The following is a 22,475-nucleotide window of genomic DNA, read 5'->3' as shown; positions in this document are numbered from 1 at the left end:
CCATGGGATGGCCCTTTTGCGCAGGCCTTCTCGGCTCACCGCTCGCGCAGCGCCTCCGCCTTGGCCCGCAGAATCGGCTTGAGCAGGTAGCTGAGGATGCTCTTCTTGCCAGTCATGATGTCCACGGTGGCGATCATGCCGGGGATGATCAGCAACGGTTTGTCGTCGCTGCCCAGGTGGCTTTTGCGGGTGCGCAGCTTGATCAGGTAGAAGCTGTTGCCATCCTCGTCGGTGACGGTGTCGGCGCCAATCTGCTCCAGGTCCGCCGGCAGGCCACCGTAGATGGTGTAGTCGTAGGCGGTGAACTTGACCATGGCGTGCTGGCCGGGGCGCAGGAAGGCGATGTCCTGCGGACGGATGCGCGCTTCCACCAGCAGGGTGTCGTCCAGCGGGACGATCTCGATCAGGTCGCTGCCCGGCTGGATCACACCGCCGATGGTGTTCACCAGCAGCTGCTTGACGATGCCGCGCACCGGCGAAGTGACCAGGGTGCGGCTGACGCGATCCTCCAGCGCCTTACCGGTGGCGGTGGCCTTGCTCAGTTCGGTGCGGGCTTCGTTGAGTTCCTTCAGCGCATCGCTGCGGAAGCGCGAACGGGTTTCGGCAACCTTGCGCTCCACTTCCTTCACCGCTGCCTCGGCCCGCGGGATCGCCAGGGTGGTGGCATCGAGCTGGCCACGGTTTTCCACTTCACCGCGTTTCAGGCGCAGCAGCTCTACCTGGGACATCGCGCCCTGCGCCACCAGCGGCTCGGACATGGAAATCTCCTGGCGCAGCAGGTTCAGGCTGTTGCGGTACTGCGCCTGCTTGGAGACGAACTCGCGCAGTTCCTGCTGCTTCTGCACCAGCTGTTGCTGCAGGCCGTCGGTTTCGTCCTTGAGCTGCTGCTGGCGGCTGTGGAACAGCGCCTCTTCACTGCTGGCCTGGCCGGGCACCTTGGCGCGCACATCGTCGGGGATGTTCAGCGCGCGCTCTTCCACCTCGGCAGACAGCCGCTCCACCCGCAGGAACATCGCCAGGCGGTCGGCCTCGGTCTCGCCGACGTTGGACTGGAAGCGCGTCGGGTCCAGGCGCATCAGTTGCTCGCCGGCCTGCACCACCTGCCCTTCGTGGACGAATATCTGCGAGACGATGCCGCCTTCCAGGTTCTGGATCTTCTGCACCTTGGACGAAGGGATCGCCTTGCCCTCGCCGCGGGTGACCTCGTCGATCTGCGCGAAATGTGCCCAGAGCAGCAGGAAGGCGACGAAGCCGATGAGGATCCAGATGGTCAGCCGCACCACGCGCGGCGCGTCCTCGATCAGCGCCTTGCTGACCTCCGGAAGCGGCTGGCCGGAGAGGTTGTCGCCGCCCTTGAAATAGCCACGGACAGCGTGGCGGATACTGCCCAGAGGATTAAGCGACACTGATCTGCCCCTTCTTCAGTGCATCCATGACCACGTCCTTCGGACCGTCGGCAATGATGCGTCCCTTGTCGACGATCACCAGGCGGTCCACCAGGCTGAGCATGGAGGCGCGGTGGGTGACCAGCAGCAGTGTCTTCTCGCCCATGATCGATTGCAGGCGCTGTTTCAGGCGCTCCTCGCCGGCGTTGTCCATGGCGCTGGTGGGTTCGTCCAGCAGCAGGATCGGCGGGTCGAGCAGCAATGCGCGGGCCAGGGCGACGTTCTGCCGCTGGCCGCCGGAGAGGTTGTGGCCACGCTCGCCGACCTGCAGTTCATAGCCCTGCGGGTGCAGGCGGACGAACTCGTTCACGCCGGTCAGCTCGGCCACTTCCAGCACGCGTTCGTCATCGATGTAGCGCGCGCCGCTGACCAGGTTGTCGCGCAGGGTGCCACTGAACAGGCTGATGTCCTGCGGCACGTAGCCGATGTTGTGGCGCAGCTCGCTGATGTCCAGTTGGCGCACGTCGGCGCCGTCCACCAGCAGGTTGCCGTTCTCAGGCTGGTGCAGGCCGACGATCAGCTTGGCCAGGGAGCTCTTGCCCGAGCCGCTGCGGCCGATGATGCCGACCTTCTCGCCGGCGCGGATCTGCAGGTTGATGCCGTGCAGCGCCGCGACCTGCTGGTTCGGGTAGGCGAAGTCGAGGCCGCGCATCTCGATACCGCCGCGCAGTTGCGAGCGGGTCAGCGGACGTTCGTCGGCGTTGCGCTCCTGCGGCAGCTCCATCATCTGGTTGGTGGTGGCCATGGACAGGCGCGCCTGCTGGTAGCGCTGGATCAGCCCGGAGAGCTGGGTCAGCGGGCCGAGCGCGCGGCCATTGAGCATGTAGCAGGCGATCAGACCGCCCATGGACAGGTCGCCGGCGATGATCAGGTAGACACCGCCGATGATCATGACGACCCCGGCCAGCGCCTGGATCAGCACGGTGATGTTCATCGCCAGGGTCGACAGCAGCTTGACCCGCAGTTCCAGGCGGCTGAGGGTGCCGATGGTCTGCTCCCAGAGGTACTGGCGCTCGCTCTCGGCGTTGTTGACCTTCACCGCGTCGAGGCTGGCGAGGGTCTCGATCAGGCTCGACTGGCGTTCGGCGGCCAGCGCCATGGTGCGGTTCATGGTCTCCACCAGCGGCTTCTGCAGCAGCCAGCCCAGGCCCGCGGCCAGCGGGAAGGCAACCAGCGGGACGAACACCAGCGGCCCGCCGATGATGCCGATCACCAGCAGGATCAGCAGGGTGAAGGGCATGTCGATCAGGGTGGTCAGCGTGAGCGAGTTGAGGAAATCGCGCAGCGTCTGGAATTCGTGGATGTTCTGGGCGAACGAGCCGACCCGCGCCGGGCGGTACTTCATGCTCATGCCGACAATGCGCTCGAACAGCGTCGCCGAGATGATCAGGTCGGTCTTCTTGCCGGCCAGGTCCAGGCACAGGCCGCGCATGGTCTTGAGCAGCAGGTCGAACAGGTAGGCGCCGCTGATGCCGATGGCCAGCACCCAGAGGGTGGCGGCGGCCTGGTTGGGCACCACGCGGTCGTAGACGTTCATGACGAACAGCGGCGCGGCCAGGGCGATCAGGTTGATCAGCAGGCTCGCAGCGACGGCGTCGACGTAGAGCCAGCGCGAGCGCTTCAGGGTGTCGCGGAACCAGCTCTTGGCGCGCGGGATCAGCTCGCCATGCTGCAGGTCGAACTTGTGCTGCGGCTGGGCAAAGAAGGCCTGGCCGGCGTAGTCCTCGCTCAGCAGCTCGCGGGAAACGCGCACTTCACCGCCGTCGCTTTCCGACAGCAGCAGGCGCGCATCGCCATTGCTTTCCCAGCCCAGCAGCACCGCGCAGCGCCCTTCGCGCAGCAGCAGCATCGCCGGCATGGCAAGGGCCGGAATCTGCCCGAGCTTGCGCTGCAACAGGCGCCCTTGCAGGCCGGCGCGAGCCGCCGCACGGGGCAGCAGCTCGGCGGACAGGCGCTGCTCGGGCAGCGGCAGGCCGCTGGTGAGCATGGCGCGGCTGGCCGGCTTCTGGTGCAGCTGACAGAGCGTCAGCAGGCTGTCCAGCAGCGGATCGTCGAGCAGACCGCGCGGATCGTGGCTTAGGGGTACTGCGCTGACTTCTTGATCCACGCGGATGCTCTCTCGGGCAGGTTAGTTGAGGCCGGGCAGCTGGACTCGCGGCTTGATGTCTTCGGAAGCCACTGCAGCCATCGGTGCTACCACGCCCTGGCTCTTGAGCAGTTCGCCCAGGGTCGCCTTGATGCGGTACTGGGTGAACAGCTCGGTGTACTTCAGGTCGACCAGACGGCGCGAAGCGTTGAACAGTTCGTTCTCGCTGTCCAGCAGATCGAGCAGGGTGCGCTCGCCGATGGTGAACTGCTTCTGGTACGCCTCGCGCACGCGGGTGCTGTAGTCCACGTACTGGCGGGCGATCGGCAGCTGGTCGCGGGCGTTGTTCAGGGCGTTCCAGGACAATCCGAGTTCCTCGTTCAACTGGCGCAGGGCGTTGTTGCGGATATCCAGGGCCTGGTTCGCCTCATAGGACTTGGCTTCCAGCTCGGCCTTGTTGCTGCCACCGGCGAACAGGTTGTAGCGCATGCGCAGCATGGCCTGCCATTCGTTGTTGTGGCCTTCTTCTCCGTCGAGGTTGTTATCGGCACCACGGGAAAGTTCTGCATCGAATCTCGGATAGAAGGTCGATTTCGCTGCGTCGTACTGTTTCTCGGCGGCGGCCACGTCGGATTCTGCGGAGCGCAGGATCGGGCTGTTCTCCACCAGCTGACGACGGGCGGCCTGCAGATCTTCCGGCAGCTGGCCGGCAAGACCGGCCGGGTCGCTCAGGTCCACCGGATCGCTGCCCACCACGCTGTAGTAGTTGGTGCGGGCGTCGGCCAGGTTGGTCTTCTCGGTCATCAGGTTGTTCTGCGCCTGGGCCAGGCGGGCCTCGGCCTGGTCCTGGTCGGCGAGGCGACCAACGCCGCGGGCACTGCGCAGGCTGATCTGGTCGTAGACGCGCTGGTGGTTCTTCAGGTTTTCCTCGGCCAGACGAACCATTTCCTGACGACGCAGCACATCGGTGTAGACCTGGGCGACATCCAGCGCGGTGCGCTCGGAGGTTCCCAGCAACGCGTAGGCGCGGGAGTTCACGTTGGCCTGCTGGCGGCCGACTTCGCTGGAGGTGGCGAAACCGTCGAACACCATCTGGCGCAGGGCGAGGTTGGATTCGCCACGGTTCAGGGTTTCCCAGTGGTCGCCTTGGCCACGGGTGGTGGTGTTGTCGGAGCCTTCACGGCCATAACCGGCGGTCAGGTCGACGGACGGCAGGTAGCCACCCTTCGCTGCACGCAGCTGCTTGTCCGCGGCGAGTCGGGAGTTCACCCCGGCCTGGATTTCCGGGTGGTACTCCAGGGCCTTCTGCATGGCCTGGTTGAGCGAGTCGGCGTGGGCGGGCAGGACGAATGAAAGGGCGAAGGGCACTACAGCAGCGAATCGCATACGCATGAGGAAAACATCCTTATCAATGGGATAGCCGCAGCGATTCGATTGCCGCCAATAGCGTCAAAAGACCGGCGAATGCGCTGCAAGGAAGCATCGAAAAGCGTGATGTATTTCACGCTAAATTTTTTTACGCGAGCACCCGATATCAAAGTGACATCGATTTGCCAATTGTTTAGGATGGCAATCGAATGGTCAATACATTGGCATATACGTAATTTCCATCCGCTATAAGCCATGTTTTTGACGCCAAGTTTTTGCTCTTACAGACAAGGGAATGCCCCTGGCGCCGACCTCCGTGCGGCCCGGTCGGCAACCAGGCAAGCCTCACCAGGAGAAGTGCATGAGCAGCGTCGTCGCCGTCGTGAAAAGCATCATCGGCCAAGTGATTGCGGTATCCCCCGAGGGCGTCCAGCGCGTCCTGGTCGAAGGTGACCGCATCTACCAGGGCGAACAGCTGCTCACCGGCGCCGCAGGAGCGGTGACGCTCGACGTCGGCAAGGGCAAGCTGGTGGACCTGGGCCGGGACAGCCAGTGGAGCAGCGCCGACCTGCCGCAGGCCGAGACGCACCACGCAGCCGCGCAGCCGGCCAACGCTCCGAGCACCGAGGACCTGCAGAAGGCCATCGCCGCTGGCCTCGACCCGACCCAGGCCCTCGCACCTACCGCGGCGGGCCCCAGTGCCGCTCCGTCGGCAGGTGGCAATGGCGGCGTCGGTGGCGGCCACAGCTTCGTGATGCTCGATGCCACCGCCGGGCACGTCGACCCGAACATCGGCTACACCACCGCCGGCCTGGACAACGGTGGCTCCGCCGGCGACGAGCGCCAGGGCGACCTGCCGCCCAACCTCGCGCCCGAATTCAGCGAAGGCAGCAACGGTGTACTGAACCTCACCACCGCCGAGGACACCCTGCTCACGGGCACCTTCGCCGCCCGCGATCCGAATGGCGACACCATCAGCTACAGCGTCGGCCAGGCCCCGGCCAATGGCCTGCTGGTGCTCAATCCCAACGGCACCTGGCAGTACAACCCGAACGGCGACTACAACGGCGCCGACAGTTTCACCGTGATCGTCACCGACGCCCGTGGCGCTACCAGCACCCTGGTGGTGAACGTCGGCATCACCCCGGTGAACGACGCTCCGGTGGCTACTGGCACCTATACCAGCACCGTCACCGACACCGCCGCCAACGACAGCTTCGCCGACATCAAGGGTCAACTGACCGCCACCGACGTCGACGACACCAACCTGACCTGGAGCGGCAGCGCCAAGGGCGCCTACGGTGAACTGACCGTCAACGCCGACGGCAGCTACACCTATGTGGTCGACGCCAATGCGGTGAACGCCCTGCCCCAGGGGCAGAACCCGAGCGAAAGCTTCACCGTCACCGTGACCGACCCGTCCGGCGCTACCGACACCCGCGTCATCACCATCAACGTGCAGGGCGCCAACGACACGCCGGTCGCCCAGGATGGCCAGGCCAGCGTCACCGAGGACAGCGTGATCGGCGGCCAACTGGTGGCCACCGACCGCGACACCGGCAGCACCCTCACCTTCACCACCAACGGCAACCCGCCGGCGGGCTTCACCCTGAAGCCGGACGGCAGCTGGACCTTCGATGGCAAGGACCCGGCCTACCAGCACCTGGCCGAGGGCGAGACCCAGGTGGTGCAGGTGCCCTACACCGTCACCGACGAGCACGGCGCCACCAGCACCGCCACGCTTACCGTGACCCTGACCGGCACCAACGACGCGCCGGTCGCCCTGCCGGGCGCTGCCACCACCGAAGAGAACACCGTGCTCAACGGCCAGGTTCCGGCCGCCAGCGACGTGGACGGCAGCGTCACCGGCTACCAGCTGACCACTGGCGTCGGCCAGGGCAACGGCAGCCTGAGCTTCAATCCGGACGGCAGCTACAGCTTCAATCCCGGCAAGGACTTCGACAGCCTCGCCCAGGGCGAGACCCGCGACGTGACCTTCACCTACCAGGCGAAGGACAACAACGGTGCGCTGAGTGACCCGCAGACCATCACCATCACCGTCACCGGCACCAACGATGCGCCGGTTGCCCAGCCGGGCACCGCCTCCACCGAGGAGAACACCGTTCTCAATGGCCAGGTTCCGGCCGCCAGCGACGTGGACGGCAGCGTCACCGGCTACCAACTGACCACTGACGTCGGCCAGGGCAACGGCAGCCTGAGCTTCAATCCGGACGGCAGCTACAGCTTCAACCCCGGCAAGGACTTCGACAGCCTCGCCGAGGGCGAGACCCGCGACGTGACCTTCACCTACCAGGCGAAGGACAACAACGGCGCGCTGAGCGACCCGCAGACCATCACCATCACCGTCACCGGCACCAACGACGCGGCGGTAATCACCGGCCAGACCAGCGGCAGCGCCGATGAAACCGACGCCCCGCTGACCCTCGGCGGCAAGCTCGATATCACCGACGTCGACAGCCCGGCCACATTCCAGGCCCAGAACAACGTCGCCGGCCTGCACGGCACCTTCAATCTCGGCACCGACGGCACCTGGACCTACACCGCCAACAGCGCCTACAACGAGCTGAATGTCGGCGACAAGCTCACCGACACCTTCACCGTCAAGGCCGCCGACGGCACCAGCAGCACCGTGACCGTGACCATCAACGGCACCAACGATGCACCGGTGGCCAGCGCCACCAGCGGCGCCGTGAAGGAAGACGCGCAGATCAGCGGCCAACTCGCCGCCACCGACGCCGACGATGGCGCCAAGCTCACCTACACCCTGGACAAGACTGCCCCGGCCGGCTTCAGCGTCGATGCCGACGGCAAGTGGTCCTTCGATGCCAGCGTCAGCGAATACCAGCACCTGAAAGCCGGTGCCACCCAGACCATCCAGGTGCCGTTCACCGTCACCGATGAGCACGGCGCCACCAGCTCCAGCAGCCTGACCATCACCATCACCGGCACCAACGATGCGCCGGTGGCCCAGGCTGCCAGCGCAGCGGGCACTGAAGACAAGCTCAGCTTCGGCAAACTGGTCGCCACCGACGTGGACGATGGCGCCAAGCTCAGCTTCAGCCTCAACGACAAGGCACCGGCCGGCTTCACCCTGCTCAAGGACGGCACCTGGGCCTTCAACGGCCTGAACCCGGCCTACCAGAGCCTCGCCGCCGGCGAGACCAAGGTCCTGTCGATCGACTACACCGTCACCGACGAACACGGCGCCACCAGCACCAACACCCTGACCCTGACCGTTACCGGCACCAACGACACGCCGATCGCCCTGCCCTCGCTGACCTTCGTCCGCGAAGACGCGCAGATCAGCGGCGAGCTCAAGGCCATCGACGTCGACAACGGCGCCCAGCTGACCTTCAGCCTCAACCAGGCCGCCCCGGCCGGCCTGACCCTGGGCAGCGACGGCAAGTGGAGCTTCGACGCCAGCGATGCCGCCTACCAGCACCTGAAAGCCGGTGCGGTGCAGGTCATCAACGTTCCCTACACCGTCACCGACGAACACGGCGCGAGCACCCAGAGTTTCCTGGTGATCACCGTCACCGGCACCAACGATGCTCCGCGCGCTGATGCCGCCACCGCTGCGGCAGTGGAAGACCAGGTCAGCAAGGGCCAGCTCACCGCCACCGACGTGGACGATGGCGCCAAGCTGAGCTTCAGCGTCTCCGGCAACCCGCCGGCCGGCTTCACCCTGAAGACCGACGGCAGCTGGACCTTCGACGGCAAGAACCCGGCCTACCAGTCCCTTGCCGAAGGCGAGACCAAGGACATCGTGGTCAAGTACATCGTCACCGACGAACACGGTGCGACCGATACCCAGACCCTGACCATCACCGTCACCGGGACCAACGACCCGGCCGTCATCGGCGGCGTGGCCAGCGTGAGCGTCAATGAGACCGATGCACCGATCACCACCGGCGGCCAACTGACTGTCACCGACGTCGACGGCGCGGCCAGCTTCCAGGCGCAGAGCAACGTCGCCGGCCTGCATGGCACCTTCAACCTCGGCACCGACGGCAGCTGGACCTACACCGCCAACAGCGCCTACAACGAGCTGGGCGTCGGCGACAAGCTCACCGACACCTTCACCGTGAAGGCCGCCGACGGCACCAGCAGCACCGTGACCGTCACCATCAACGGCACCAACGATGCCCCGGTCGCCTCGGCCGATGTCGCCAGCACCGAAGAGAACACCGTGCTCAACGGTCAGGTTCCGGCCGCCAGCGATGTCGACGGCACCGTCGTCAGCTACCAGCTGGCCACCGACGTGGCGCAAGGCAAAGGCACGCTGACCTTCAATGCCAACGGCAGCTACACCTTCAATCCGGGTACCGCCTTCGACCACCTGGCCGCTGGCGCCAGCGAGAACGTCACCTTCACCTACCAGGCGAAGGACAACAACGGCGCCCTGAGCGACCCGCAGACCATCACCATCACCGTGACCGGCACCAACGACAAGCCGGTGGCCTTCGCCGATGCCCAGACCACCGAGGAGAACACCGTTCTCGATGGCCAGGTTCCGGTCGCCACCGATGTCGATGGCACCATCGCGGGTTATCTACTGGCCACCGATGTGGCACAGGGCAAAGGTTCGCTGACCTTCAACAGCGATGGCAGCTACACCTTCAATCCGGGCAGCGACTTCGACCACCTGGCCGCCGGCCAGAGCGAGAACGTTACCTTCACCTACCAGGCGAAGGACAACAACGGCGCCCTGAGCGACCCGCAGACCATCACCATTACCGTCACCGGCACCAATGACGCGGCGGTGATCACCGGCCAGACCAGCGGCAGCGCCAACGAGACCGACGCCCCGGTCACCCTCGGCGGCAAGCTCGATGTCACCGACATCGACGGCGCGGCCAGCTTCCAGGCGCAGAGCAACGTCGTCGGCCTGCACGGCACCTTCAACCTCGGCACCGACGGCACCTGGACCTATGTCGCCAACTCTGCCTTCAACGAACTGAAAGTCGGCGATCAACTCACCGACACCTTCACCGTGAAGGCCGCCGACGGTACCAGCAGCACCGTGACCGTGACCATCAACGGCACCAACGATGCACCGGTCGCCTCGGCCGACGTCGCCAGCACCGAAGAGAACACCGTGCTCAACGGTCAGGTTCCGGCCGCCAGCGATGTCGACGGCACCGTCGTCAGCTACCAGCTGGCCACCGACGTGGCGCAAGGCAAAGGCACGCTGACCTTCAATGCCAACGGCAGCTACACCTTCAATCCGGGTACCGCCTTCGACCACCTGGCCGCTGGCACCAGCGAGAACGTCACCTTCACCTACCAGGCGAAGGACAATAACGGCGCCCTGAGCGACCCGCAGACCATCACCATCACCGTGACCGGTACCAACGACAAGCCGGTGGCCTTCGCCGATGCCCAGACCACCGAGGAGAACACCGTTCTCGATGGCCAGGTTCCGGTCGCCACCGATGTCGATGGCACCATCGCGGGTTATCAACTGGCCACCGACGTGGCACAGGGCAAAGGTTCGCTGACCTTCAACAGCGATGGCAGCTACACCTTCAATCCGGGCAGCGACTTCGACCACCTGGCCGCCGGCCAGAGCGAGAACGTTACCTTCACCTACCAGGCGAAGGACAACAACGGCGCCCTGAGCGACCCGCAGACCATCACCATTACCGTCACCGGCACCAATGACGCGGCGGTGATCACCGGCCAGACCAGCGGCAGCGCCAACGAGACCGACGCCCCGGTCACCCTCGGCGGCAAGCTCGATGTCACCGACATCGACGGCGCGGCCAGCTTCCAGGCGCAGAGCAACGTCGTCGGCCTGCACGGCACCTTCAACCTCGGCACCGACGGCACCTGGACCTATGTCGCCAACTCTGCCTTCAACGAACTGAAAGTCGGCGATCAACTCACCGACACCTTCACCGTGAAGGCCGCCGACGGTACCAGCAGCACCGTGACCGTGACCATCAACGGCACCAACGATGCCCCGGTCGCCTCGGCCGACGTCGCCAACACCGAAGAGAACACCGTGCTCAACGGTCAGGTTCCGGCCGCCAGCGATGTTGACGGCACCGTCGTCAGCTACCAGCTGGCCACCGACGTGGCGCAAGGCAAAGGCACGCTGACCTTCAATGCCAACGGCAGCTACACCTTCAATCCGGGTACCGCCTTCGACCACCTGGCCGCTGGCGCCAGCGAGAATGTCACCTTCACCTACCAGGCGAAGGACAATAACGGCGCCCTGAGCGACCCGCAGACCATCACCATCACCGTGACCGGCACCAACGACAAGCCGGTGGCCTTCGCCGATGCCCAGACCACCGAGGAGAACACCGTTCTCGATGGCCAGGTTCCGGTCGCCACCGATGTCGATGGCACCATCGCGGGTTATCAACTGGCCACCGACGTGGCACAGGGCAAAGGTTCGCTGACCTTCAACAGCGATGGCAGCTACACCTTCAATCCGGGCAGCGACTTCGACCACCTGGCCGCCGGCCAGAGCGAGAACGTCACCTTCACCTACCAGGCAAAGGACAACAACGGCGCGCTGAGCGACCCGCAGACCATCACCATTACCGTCACCGGCACCAATGACGCGGCGGTGATCACCGGCCAGACCAGCGGCAGCGCCAACGAGACCGACGCCCCGGTTACCCTCGGCGGCAAGCTCGATGTCACCGACGTCGACGGCCCGGCCAGCTTCCAGGCGCAGAGCAACGTCGCCGGCCTGCACGGCACCTTCAACCTCGGCACCGACGGCAGCTGGACCTACGTCGCCAACTCGGCCTTCAACGAACTGAAAGTCGGCGATCAACTCACCGACACCTTCACCGTGAAGGCCGCCGACGGTACCAGCGCCAGCGTGACCGTCACCATCAACGGCACCAACGACAAGCCGGTCGCCTACGCCGACACCCAGACCACCGAAGAGAACACCGTTCTCCACGGCCAGGTTCCGGTCGCCACCGACATCGACGGCACCATAGCCAGCTACCAGCTGACCACCGGCATCGCCCAGGGCAAAGGCAACCTCGCCTTCAACACTGACGGCAGCTACACCTTCACCCCCGGCACCGCGTTCGACCACCTGGCCGCCGGCCAGAGCGAGAACATCACCTTCACCTACCAGGCGAAGGACAACAACGGTGCGCTGAGCGACCCGCAGACCGTCACCATCACCGTTACCGGCAGCAACGATGCGGCCATCATTGGCGGGCAGACCAGCGGCAGCGCCAACGAAACCGATGCCCCGGTCACCATCGGCGGCAAGCTCGACATCAGCGACGTCGACGGCCCGGCCAGCTTCCAGCCCCAGGCCAGCACCGCCGGCAGCTATGGCACGTTCAGCCTGGCTGCCGATGGCACCTGGAGCTTCGTCGCCAACTCCGCCTTCAACGAACTGAAAGTCGGCGACAAGCTCACCGAGACCTTCACCGTGAAGGCCGCCGACGGCACCAGCGCCAGCGTCACCGTGACCATCAACGGCACCAACGACAAGCCGGTGGCCTTCGCCGATACCCAGACCACCGAAGAGAACACCGTTCTCCACGGCCAGGTCCCGGTCGCCACCGATGTCGACGGCACCATCGTCCGCTACGAGGTGGTCAATAATCTCGCCCAGGGCAAGGGCACCCTGGCCTTCAACGAGGACGGCAGCTACAGCTTTAACCCGGGCACCGCCTTCGACCACCTGGCCGCCGGCCAGAGCGAGAACGTCACCTTCACCTACCAGGCGAAGGACAACAACGGTGCCGTGAGCGGTCCGCAGACCATCACCATCGTCGTTACCGGCAGCAACGACGCCGCCGTCATCAGCGGTGTCAGCTCACGCGACGTGAATGAAACCGACGCGCCGATCAGCACCGGCGGCAAGCTGAACATCACCGACGTCGACGGCCCGGCCAGCTTCCAGGCCCAGAGCAACGTCGCCGGCAAGTACGGCACCTTCAATCTCGGTACCGATGGCAACTGGACCTACGTCGCCAGCAGCGCCTACAACGAGCTGAAGCAGGGCCAGACCCTGACCGACACCTTCACCGTCAAGGCTGCCGATGGCACCAGCGCCACGGTGACCGTGAACATCATCGGTACCAACGACAAGCCGGCCGCCTTCGGCGATACCGTCACCACCGACGAAAACGCCGTGCTGAACGGCCATGTACCGGCTGCGACCGACATCGACGGCACCATCGCGAGCTACCAGCTGGCGACCAACGTCGCCGCCGGCAAGGGCACACTGACCTTCAACGCCAACGGCAGCTACAGCTTCAACCCGGGCACCGCCTTCGATCACCTGGCCCAGGGCCAGAGCGAGAACGTCACCTTCACCTACCAGGCGAAGGACAACAACGGTGCGCTGAGCGACCCGCAGACCATCACCATCACCGTCACCGGCACCAACGACAAGCCGGTCGCCTACGCCGACACCCAGACCACCGAAGAGAACACTGTTCTGCACGGCCAGGTCCCGGTTGCCACCGACGTCGACGGCACCATCGCGGGTTATCAACTGGCCACCGACGTGGCACAGGGCAAAGGTTCGCTGACCTTCAACACCGATGGCAGCTACACCTTCACCCCCGGTACCGCCTTCGATCACCTGGCCGCCGGCCAGAGCGAGAGCGTCACCTTCACCTACCAGGCGAAGGACAACAATGGCGCGCTGAGCGATCCGCAGACCATCACCATCACCGTCACCGGCACCAACGACAACCCGGTTGCCGTGCCAGACATCGCGCACACCAACGAAGACACCGCGATCCGCATCGACGTTCTGGGCAACGACACCGATGCCGAACACGACGCCCTGATCGTCACCGGCGCCAGTGCCGGCAACGGCACCGTGGAGATCAACCAGGACGGCAGCCTGAGCTACACGCCGAAGGAGAACTTCAGCGGCTCCGACACCATCACCTACACCATCAGCGATGGCAAAGGCGGCACGTCCACCTCAACCGTGGCGGTGAGCATCGAGGCCGTGGCGGACAAGCCGAACCTGAGCCTGGACGGCAGCAGCAGCCACCCGAAAGCCACCGGCCTGACCGTGGACACCTGGACCGGCCTGGCCCTGGGCAATGGCGGCAACGGCGCATCGCCGGCCGACCTGCAGGCGAAGATCGACGCAGCCGGCACCCCGACCACCCACGGCTCCACCGACAGCGTGCGCAACACCGACGTCACCGCCGGCACCGCCACCAAGGTCAGTGGCCTGATCTTCCTCGAAGCCGGCCACACCTACACCTTCACCGGCGTGGGCGATGACAGCGTGCGCCTGGTGATCGGCGGCAGCACCGTCGCCGAGGCCACCTGGGGCGGCAGCAGCGGCAAATTCAGCGGCACCTTCACCCCGACCGAGAGCGGCTACTACCCTATCGCGCTCTACCAGCACAACCAGAGTGGCCCGGGCAACTACACCCTGAGCATCTCCGACAATGGCAGCGCCGCGCAGGTACTGGGCACCGGCAGCGCGCAGGTCTACCACGACACCAGTGAGCTGACCGCGGGCGGCGAGCGCCTGACCGACCTGACCGGCAGCAGCGGCCAGAGCCACTACAAGGTGTTCGGCCTCAACGAAGGCAACGAAGACAGCGCGATCAACCTGTCGAAGATCAAGGCTTCGCTGGTCGATACCGACGGCTCCGAGACCCTGTCGATCAGCATCGGCAAGATCCCGGTCGGCGCCACCCTGAGCGACGGCAAGAACAGCTTCACCGCCGACGCTACCCACAGCAGCGTCGACCTCAAGGGCTGGAACCTCGACACCCTGACCCTGACTCCGCCGGCCGACTTCAACGGCACCATCAAGCTGGAAGTCAGCGCCACGGCGACCGAAAGCAGCAACAACGATGCGGCGACCCGCACCGTCGACCTCAACGTCACCGTGTACCCGGTGAACGATGCGCCGACCAGTGCCAACCAGAACCAGAGCACTGCCGAAGACACCCCGCTGACCGGCAAGATCGTCGCCAGCGACGTCGATGGCGACACCCTCAGCTACGCCGTGAAAGCCGGTGCCACACCGGCCCACGGCAGCGTGACGGTGAATGCCGCCACCGGTGACTACACCTACACGCCGGCCAAGGACTACAACGGCCCGGACAGCTTCACCGTCCGTGTCAGCGACGGTAAAGGCGGCTTCGCCGACTCCGTGGTGAACGTCAACGTCACCCCGGTCAACGACGCGCCGACTACCACCGACCAGTCCAAGACCACCGCCGAAGACACCGCGCTGACCGGCAAGATCGTCGCCACCGATGTCGATGGCGACACCCTGAGCTATGCCGTCCAGAGCGGCACAGCCCATGGCACGCTGGTGCTCAACACCGCCACCGGCGACTACACCTATACCCCGAGCAAGGACTACAACGGCCCGGACAGCTTCACCGTCCGCGTCAGCGACGGTAAAGGCGGCTTCGTCGACTCCGTGGTGAACGTCAACGTCGCCCCGGTCAACGACGCACCGACCACCGCCGACCAGTCCAAGACCACCGCCGAGGACACCGCCCTTGCCGGCAAGATCGTCGCCAGCGACGTCGATGGCGACCCCCTGAGCTATGCCGTAAAAACCGGCGTGGCCCATGGCACACTGACGCTCAACACAGCCACCGGCGACTACACCTACACGCCGGCCAAGGACTACAACGGCCCGGACAGCTTCACCGTCCGCGTCAGCGACGGTAAAGGCGGCTTCGCCGACTCCGTGGTGAGCGTCAACGTCACCCCGGTCAACGATGCCCCCGAAGCCAAGAACGACACCAAGTCCACCGGCGAGAACACCACCCTCAGCAGCCAGGTACCGGTGGCGACCGATATCGACAGCTCGGTCAACCCCAATGGCTACGCGCTGGTACAAGGGGTGGGCAGCGGCAACGGCAGCCTGACCTTCAACGCCAACGGCAGCTACGTGTTCAACCCCGGTACCGACTTCGACTCGCTCGCTCCGGGCGAGAGCCGCCAGGTGACCTTCACCTACACGGCGAAGGACGCCGAGGGCGCGGTCAGCGCACCGGCCACCGTGACCATCACCGTCAATGGCGCCAACGACGCGCCCAACGGCGCCGACAAGACCATCACCCTCGACGAAGACAGCAGCCGCAGCTTCAGCGCGACCGACTTCGGCTTCAGCGACGTCGACCACAACGACGCCCTCAGCGCCGTGCGCATCGACAGCCTGCCCGCCAACGGCAGCCTGAAGCTCAACGGCACCGCCGTGACTGCCGGCCAGGTGATCGACGCCGCCGACCTCGGCAAGCTGGTCTTCACCCCGGCGGCCAACGCCAACGGCAACAACTACGCCAACTTCACCTTCTCGGTGAAGGACAGCAACGGCGCCTTCGACGCTACGCCGAACAAGATCACCCTCAACGTCACCCCGGTGAACGACAATCCGGTGGCCGTGAACGACAACTTCACCCTCAGCGGTCTGCAAGGCAACTACTGGGGCTACCGCGAAGGCACCGATGGCGCCAACCTCACCAGCCTCAGCCAGGTAGCAGCCTTTATCGCCGGCAAGGCCGCCGCCGCGACCTTTACCGCCACTTCGCTGAGCTACAACCTCAGCGGCGGCGACCTGGGCGGCGACGGCAACCTGCAGAAATTCCTGGGCAATGACGCCGGCTCGCTGAACACCGACCCGGCGAACACCTCCGACGCGATCATCCAGCTGACCGGCGCAATCAACCTCAACGCCGGCAACTACCAGCTGCGGGTCAACGCCGACGATGGCTTCAGCATCAAGATCGACGGCGTGGAAGTCTTCCGCTACGACGCGAACCAGAGCCCGACAGGCCGCGAATCGGCGGTGTTCACCATCGCCCAGAGCGGTAACCACAGCATCGAGATCGTCTACTGGGATCAAGGCGGCCAGGCCCAACTGCAGGTCGAGATGCGTCCGCAGGGCGGTACCTACGCAACCGTCGGCGGCACCGCGCTGACCCACGCCGTGGGCGAGTTGGTGACCAATGAAGACACCCCGCTGACCATCGCGCCGAAAACCCTGCTGGGTAACGACAGTGATGTAGACGGCGACAGCCTGTCGATCCTCAGCGTCCAGGGCGCGGTGAACGGCACCGTCAAGCTGGACGGCGGCAACGTCGTGTTCACGCCGAACAAGGACTTCAACGGTACCGGCAGCTTCACCTACACCATCAGCGACGGCCACGGCGGCACCAGCACCGCGACCGTCACCGTGGGCGTCACCGCGGTGAACGACGCGCCAACCCTGGTGGCCGACACCGCCACCACCAAGGAAGACACGTCGGTCAAGATCGACGTACTGGCCAATGACACCGACGTGGACGGCGACAAACTCACCGTCAGCGCCGCCAGCGCCAGCAACGGGAGCGTAGTGATCAACACCGACGGTACTCTCAGCTACACGCCCAAGACCAACTTCAGCGGCAACGACACCATCAGCTACACCGTCAGTGACGGCCATGGCGGCACCGCCACCAGCACCGTCGCGGTCAGTGTCAGCCCGGTGGCCGATGCACCGCAGCTGATCAGCGGCAGCATCTTCCAGCTCAACCCGGGTGCGGTAACCATCAGCACCACCCAGGAAGTCACCCGCGCCGTGCTGGAGCAGGAAACCGGCCTGTCCAACAACGCCCTCAACGCCATCGACCCGCCCAAGGGCGCGCTGAACGATCCGGGCAACGTCACGGTGATCGACGGCGCTCTGACCAGCTCGGACTACAGCCTCACCGCTGGCAGCAAGATCAACTTCACCTGGGCCTTCACCAACGGCGAGAACACAGTCAGCGAAATCCAGGACGGCTTCAACGACATCGTTGCCCTGGTCGTCACTGACCCCACCGGCGCCAGGCAGGTCATCCAGGTGACCTCCTCGGAACAGCTGGGCGCCAGCGTGAACGGCAACGGCATCCAGAGCTTCACCGCGACCCAGAGCGGCAACTACCACTTCGACTGGCTGGTGCTCAACGGTGGTGACAATGGCAAGGACTCCAGCCTGGCCATCAGCAACACCACCGTGACCTTCGGCGGCAAGACCTACGGCTCGGCCGTGGACATCGCCCTGACCACCGGCCTGACCGACACCGATGGCTCCGAGAGCCTGAGCGTGAAGATCAGCGGTGTGCCGACCGATGCAGCATTCACGGCGGGGACCAAGACCGGCGCCGACACCTGGACCTTCACCGAGGCGCAACTGCACGACCTGCAGCTGCTCACTGCGGTGAACTACACCGGCACGCTGAACCTGAACGTCACCGCCATCGCCACCGAGTCCGACGGCAGCACTGCCAGCACCAGCGGCACCCTCTCCGTCACCGTCGCCACCACCACCAGCACCACGGCCAGCAACAACAACGACCTGCTGCACGGCCTGGATGGCAGCGACACCCTCAGCGGCGGCAACGGCCACGACATCATCTACGGCGGTACCGGCAACGACACCCTCAACGGTGGCAACGGCAATGACTCGCTGTATGGCGGCGCAGGCAACGACACCCTCAACGGTGATGCCGGCAACGACCTGCTGGTGGGCAACGAGGGCAACGACATCCTCAACGGCGGCGCGGGTGACGACATCCTGATCGGCGGCAAGGGCAGCGATACCCTCACCGGTGGCTCGGGTGCCGATACCTTCCTGTGGCGTGCGGGGGATACCGGCAGTGCGACCATCACCGACTTCAAGGCCAGCGAGGGTGACCGCATCGACCTTAGCGACCTGCTGCCCGATGCCGCGCACAACGACATCCTCAGCTACCTGAAGGTGGACACCACGACCTCGACCCTGCAGGTGAGCACCACCGGGCAGATCAACAATGGCGGTGCCGCGGACGTCACCATCAAGCTGAGCGGCGTCGACCTCTCCGCCTACGGCTCGACCTCCACCGAGATCGTCAACAAGCTGGTGGCGGGTTCCGACCCGGTGGTCAAGACTGAGCATCACTGATCCGCGGTTGCCGCAAGGCTGCCAAACGGTCAGGCTCTGACACGGCGACAGCGGGGCCACCCTTCGGGGTGGTTCCGCTGTCGCTCCTTCACATCACGATAAATGGGGACGGGTCGATGCTGTACATCCAGCGCAACGCCGAGGGAAAAGTGGCGCGCGTCGAGGACGCCGAATTCGAAGGCGCCACCGGCACGCTGCCGGCGGACCATCCGGACATCCAGGCCTGGGCGGCCGAAAGCAGCCTGCTGCAGCTCAAGCAGAGCGATCTGGACATGATCCGGGTACTGGAAGACCTGATCTCGGTGCTGATCACCAAGGGCGTGATCCGCATCACCGACCTGCCGCCGGCGGCGCGCTCGAAACTGCTCAACCGGACCCAGGCGCGGGAAGCCCTGGGCGGGCTGACGCGGCTGATCAACGACGACGAGGAAACGGGGCTGATCTGAGCCCCGTTTTCCTTTGCGCGACGGCCCCGCGGCATCCCCTGTAGGAGCGAGCTTGCTCGCGAACAAGCTCCGCTGCGAGGCCAGGTTCGCGAGCAAGCTCGCTCCTACATGAAAAGCATGCCCCGCACTTGGGATTTAGCTCTCAAGAGACTTCCAGAGAAACATCAGCGCACTCCGGACTGCCCCTTTCAGGAGGCCTCGTTGAAGCGCAGTTTCAGGGGTTGAGCGACATGGATGTCGCGAGAGCCACGATGGGCCAGGGATGGCCCGTCGTGGCGTGCCCCTGAAACTTCGGTTCAACGAGGGTATTTTTCGCCTAAGCGAAAAACCGGATGGAGGGGCAAGACCTTTGCCTCCTTTGGGTGGGGCGGCCATCCGTCGTTTGCCAAAGGAGGTCGCCCGAGGGGGCGAAACAGAAAGTCCACGCGTACGCCGAAGCGGCGCAGAAACAACGAAGCTCGGGCAACAGCATCGCGGACAAAGTCCGCTCCTACGAAAAGCCCCCCGCCCCGCCGTCGATCACCAGGGCGCCGGCCCACCGAACAACTGCCCCTGCACGCCCTGAATCCCCATCTCTTTCAACACCCGGAATTCCCCGGCCGTCTCCACGCGCTCGGCGATCAGCGGCAGGTCGATGCTGTGCGCGGCCCGCTGCATCGCCTCGATGAACAGGCGCTTGTCGTTCTCCTGGTCGATGTGGCGGATGTGGCTGCCGTCCACCTTGAGATAAGCCAGGCCCAGACGAGCCAGGTTGCCGATCATGCTGAAGCGCCCACCGAAGTGCTGCAGGCTCAGGCGATAACCCAGCTCGCCAAGGCGACGGGTCAGCACCTCCAGCACCGCTTGTGCCGGCAACTGGTCTTCCTCCAGCTCCAGGGTCAGGCGCCCGGCGAACTGCGGATGCTGCTTCAGTAGGTCGAATACCCGGGTGGTCGCCCACTCGTCACGCAGCAACGCGGCGGACAGGTTCAGCGCCAGCGGGCGATTGTGCCTGGCCATGTCGGCCAGCACGCTTTCGAGCATCAGCAGGTCCAGCCGCGCGGTCCAGCCGAAGCGGTCCAGCCAGGGCAGGAAGCGCCCGGCGGCGATGCTGCCGCCCTGCCCGTCCGGCAGGCGCGAGAGCACCTTGTAGTGCAGCACGACCTGCGGATCGGCGCAGGACACCACCGCCTGGAAATGCAGCTGGAAGCGCTTGTGCACCAGCGCTTCGTCCAGCAACTGGTGCCAGGTGTGGCGCTCCTCCGCGACCGGTTTCGCCCCGCCCTGGAGGAAGGCCCAGCAGCTGTCGTTCTGTCGTTCGGCCTGCACCAGCGCCTCATCGGCGCGCTGCAACAATGCCTGCGCCGATTCGCCGGAAACGAAAGGCACCAGCCCTAGGCACGCCACCGGGCTCACATCGCTGGCGCCGGTGGAGACCAGCGCGGCCAGCATGCCTTCCAGGCGCATCGCCAGCGCCGGTGCGTCCTCGGGCATCAGCCCTGGCGCCAGCATGACGAACTCGCCGCCGCGGCTGCGCGCCAGGGTCAGGCCGGCACCCAGGCCCTGCCCGGCCAGGCGCAGCTGGTCCGCCACGGCCTTGAGCAACTGGTCGACACGCTGGCCGCCCAGGCGCTGGTTGAGTCCGGCGAGGTCGTTGACCCGCAGCACCAGCAGCACGCCGCTGCTGACCTGATCCTCGGCGCTCAGTCGGTTGTGCAGTTGCATGTCGAAGAAGCGCCGATTGCCCAGCCCGGTCAGGCTGTCCTGGTAGGCCTCGTCGCGCAGGCGTTCGCTGCGCTGGGCCTGTTCCTGGAACAGCGCCTTGAGCTTCTCCACCATCTGGTTCATCGCCTGCACCACACGGCGCAGTTCAGGAGTGCGCGGCAGCTCCGGCAGGCTGAGGAACTCGCGGCGGGCGATGGCGTGCGACTGCTCCACCATGTAGTCCAGCGGCTTCAGCTGGCGGCGCAGCAGGATGGCGCCGAGCACGGCGCTGGCGATGCCGCACAGTACCAGCCAGAGCAGGCTGCCCAGGGCGCTCTGCCAGAGCTTGGCGATGGCGAACATCGGGTGGCTGAGCACCTCGACCCGTGCTGCCTGGGTCCAGCCGCGGCTGACGATGGCATCGCCGCCGGCCGAGTGCAGGTCGATCAGAGAAATGAACCACTGCGGCACCTTGGCCGCCACCGCGTCGGGCACCCCGGTACGCTCGACCATGACCTTGCCGGAGGCCAGGTCGATCACACGGATACTCTCGAAGTAGCCACTGTCGAAGATCGAGCTGACCATCAGCTCGACCATCGCCGGGTCGTCGATGTTCGGCGTCAGCGACAGGCCCAGCGCGGTGGCCGCGTCCTGGGCGTGGGAGCGCAGCTGGTTGCCGTACTGCTCGCGCGAGCTTTCCAGGCTGACCATGAAGCTGCCGCTGAAAGCGACCACCAGGAACAGGCAGATGGCGATCAACAACTGTTTGAACAGGGACATCGTGTCTCCAGGCTCCCCCCAGAGGAGCTATTCGTTCGAAGGGAATCCTTCGGCCTTCATCTTCTTCAACAGGTCCTGCCAGCGCGACAGCCGCTTGCTGTCGCCCACCTGCTTGCCGCCACCCGCGCCGCTGCCGGCGAGCCACAGGCCCTCGCCGTTGAAGGCGTACACCGGCTGCAGGTCGCTGCGCTGGCTGGCCGGCAGGATGCTGCCGATCAGGTTGTCCAGCACCAGTGGCACGGCATCGGGCCTCGGGTAGTAAGTCAGCACCATATGCGCCTGGTTCAAACGCAATGCCTTGACGTAGGTAATGCGCAGCTTCTGCGCCGGCACGCCCAGATGTCGCAGGCTGATGTACTTGGCGATGGCGAAGTCCTCGCAATCGCCGGCGCCCTTGAGCAGCGCCTCGACCGGCGTGGCCCAGTAGTCCACCTCGTGCCAGAGGCTGAGGTCGTCGGTAAAGCGCAGCTGGTCGTTGAAGAAGCGATTGACCGCCTGCAGCTGGTCGCGTTCTGCAGCAGTGGACTGCTCCGCGAGCATTTTCTGCCAGGCATCGATACGCACCTGGCCATCGCCCAGCGGACCGTATAGGCGCGCGGACTGCTCGCTGATCAGCTTGAAATCCCACTCGACCTGCTGTGCGCCCGCCAGGACGAACGATGCGGCCAGCACCAGGGCCAACGACCCTGGCCAGCAACGGCGCAACATCCTCGAACAACGGCTGAACACGATCGCGACTACTCGACTGCGAG

The 22,475-nt window shown here is 65.5% G+C and carries 7 protein-coding genes; 2 read left to right on the top strand and 5 right to left on the bottom strand.

From position 1 onward, the window contains the following. Positions 1 to 35: 35 nt before the first annotated feature. Genes LDJ84_RS07050 through LDJ84_RS07040 form a run of 3 tightly spaced genes read right to left on the bottom strand, consistent with a single transcriptional unit; the run spans position 36 to position 4,923 of the window. Entirely contained in the window at positions 36 to 1,406 is a 1,371-nt protein-coding gene (locus tag LDJ84_RS07050; protein WP_226046113.1) for an HlyD family type I secretion periplasmic adaptor subunit, read from the bottom strand. Continuing rightward, positions 1,396 to 3,552 (bottom strand): type I secretion system permease/ATPase, encoded by a 2,157-nt coding sequence (locus LDJ84_RS07045; RefSeq protein WP_037016425.1) that lies wholly within the window; start codon positions 3,550 to 3,552, stop codon positions 1,396 to 1,398. The genes LDJ84_RS07050 and LDJ84_RS07045 overlap by 11 nt, the downstream gene beginning before the upstream one ends. A 21-nt stretch (positions 3,553 to 3,573) precedes the next feature. Continuing rightward, positions 3,574 to 4,923: a TolC family outer membrane protein gene (locus tag LDJ84_RS07040; protein WP_169888058.1), complete on the bottom strand. Its 1,350-nt coding sequence runs from the start codon at positions 4,921 to 4,923 to the stop codon at positions 3,574 to 3,576. Between the two features lie 337 nt (positions 4,924 to 5,260). Here LDJ84_RS07040 and LDJ84_RS07035 point away from each other — a divergent pair, with 337 nt between their 5' ends. Continuing rightward, complete coding sequence (locus LDJ84_RS07035; RefSeq protein ID WP_226046112.1) at positions 5,261 to 18,814, top strand: retention module-containing protein; 13,554 nt, start codon at positions 5,261 to 5,263, stop codon at positions 18,812 to 18,814. Positions 18,815 to 18,930: 116 nt separating this feature from the next. Then, positions 18,931 to 19,260, top strand: coding sequence for a hypothetical protein (locus LDJ84_RS07030; protein ID WP_024767779.1), 330 nt, complete (start codon positions 18,931 to 18,933; stop codon positions 19,258 to 19,260). Positions 19,261 to 19,779: 519 nt separating this feature from the next. On the opposite strand, the gene lapD is transcribed toward LDJ84_RS07030, so the two are convergent. Together lapD and lapG are read right to left on the bottom strand one after the other, a co-directional pair. Continuing rightward, positions 19,780 to 21,723, bottom strand: coding sequence for a cyclic di-GMP receptor LapD (lapD, locus tag LDJ84_RS07025; protein WP_038803270.1), 1,944 nt, complete (start codon positions 21,721 to 21,723; stop codon positions 19,780 to 19,782). 27 nt (positions 21,724 to 21,750) lie between these two features. Next, the gene (gene lapG / locus LDJ84_RS07020) at positions 21,751 to 22,431 is read right to left on the bottom strand and encodes a cysteine protease LapG (protein WP_037008283.1); all 681 of its coding nucleotides are present in this window, start codon (positions 22,429 to 22,431) and stop codon (positions 21,751 to 21,753) included. Between the last annotated feature and the right edge of the window lie 44 nt (positions 22,432 to 22,475).

The organism is Pseudomonas sp. HS-18 (genome assembly GCF_020401845.1).
Lineage (GTDB): Bacteria > Pseudomonadota > Gammaproteobacteria > Pseudomonadales > Pseudomonadaceae > Pseudomonas > Pseudomonas nitroreducens.
This window is presented reverse-complemented; position numbering and strand designations above follow the sequence as displayed.

Excerpts from the sequence above, each read along its gene's own strand:
- LDJ84_RS07040 (WP_169888058.1), bottom strand. The coding sequence starts at position 4,923 with ATGCGTATGCGATTCGCTGCTGTAGTGCCCTTCGCCCTTTCATTCGTC.
- LDJ84_RS07035 (WP_226046112.1), top strand. The coding sequence starts at position 5,261 with ATGAGCAGCGTCGTCGCCGTCGTGAAAAGCATCATCGGCCAAGTGATT.
- LDJ84_RS07030 (WP_024767779.1), top strand. The coding sequence starts at position 18,931 with ATGCTGTACATCCAGCGCAACGCCGAGGGAAAAGTGGCGCGCGTCGAG.
- lapD (WP_038803270.1), bottom strand. The coding sequence starts at position 21,723 with ATGTCCCTGTTCAAACAGTTGTTGATCGCCATCTGCCTGTTCCTGGTG.
- lapG (WP_037008283.1), bottom strand. The coding sequence starts at position 22,431 with ATGTTGCGCCGTTGCTGGCCAGGGTCGTTGGCCCTGGTGCTGGCCGCA.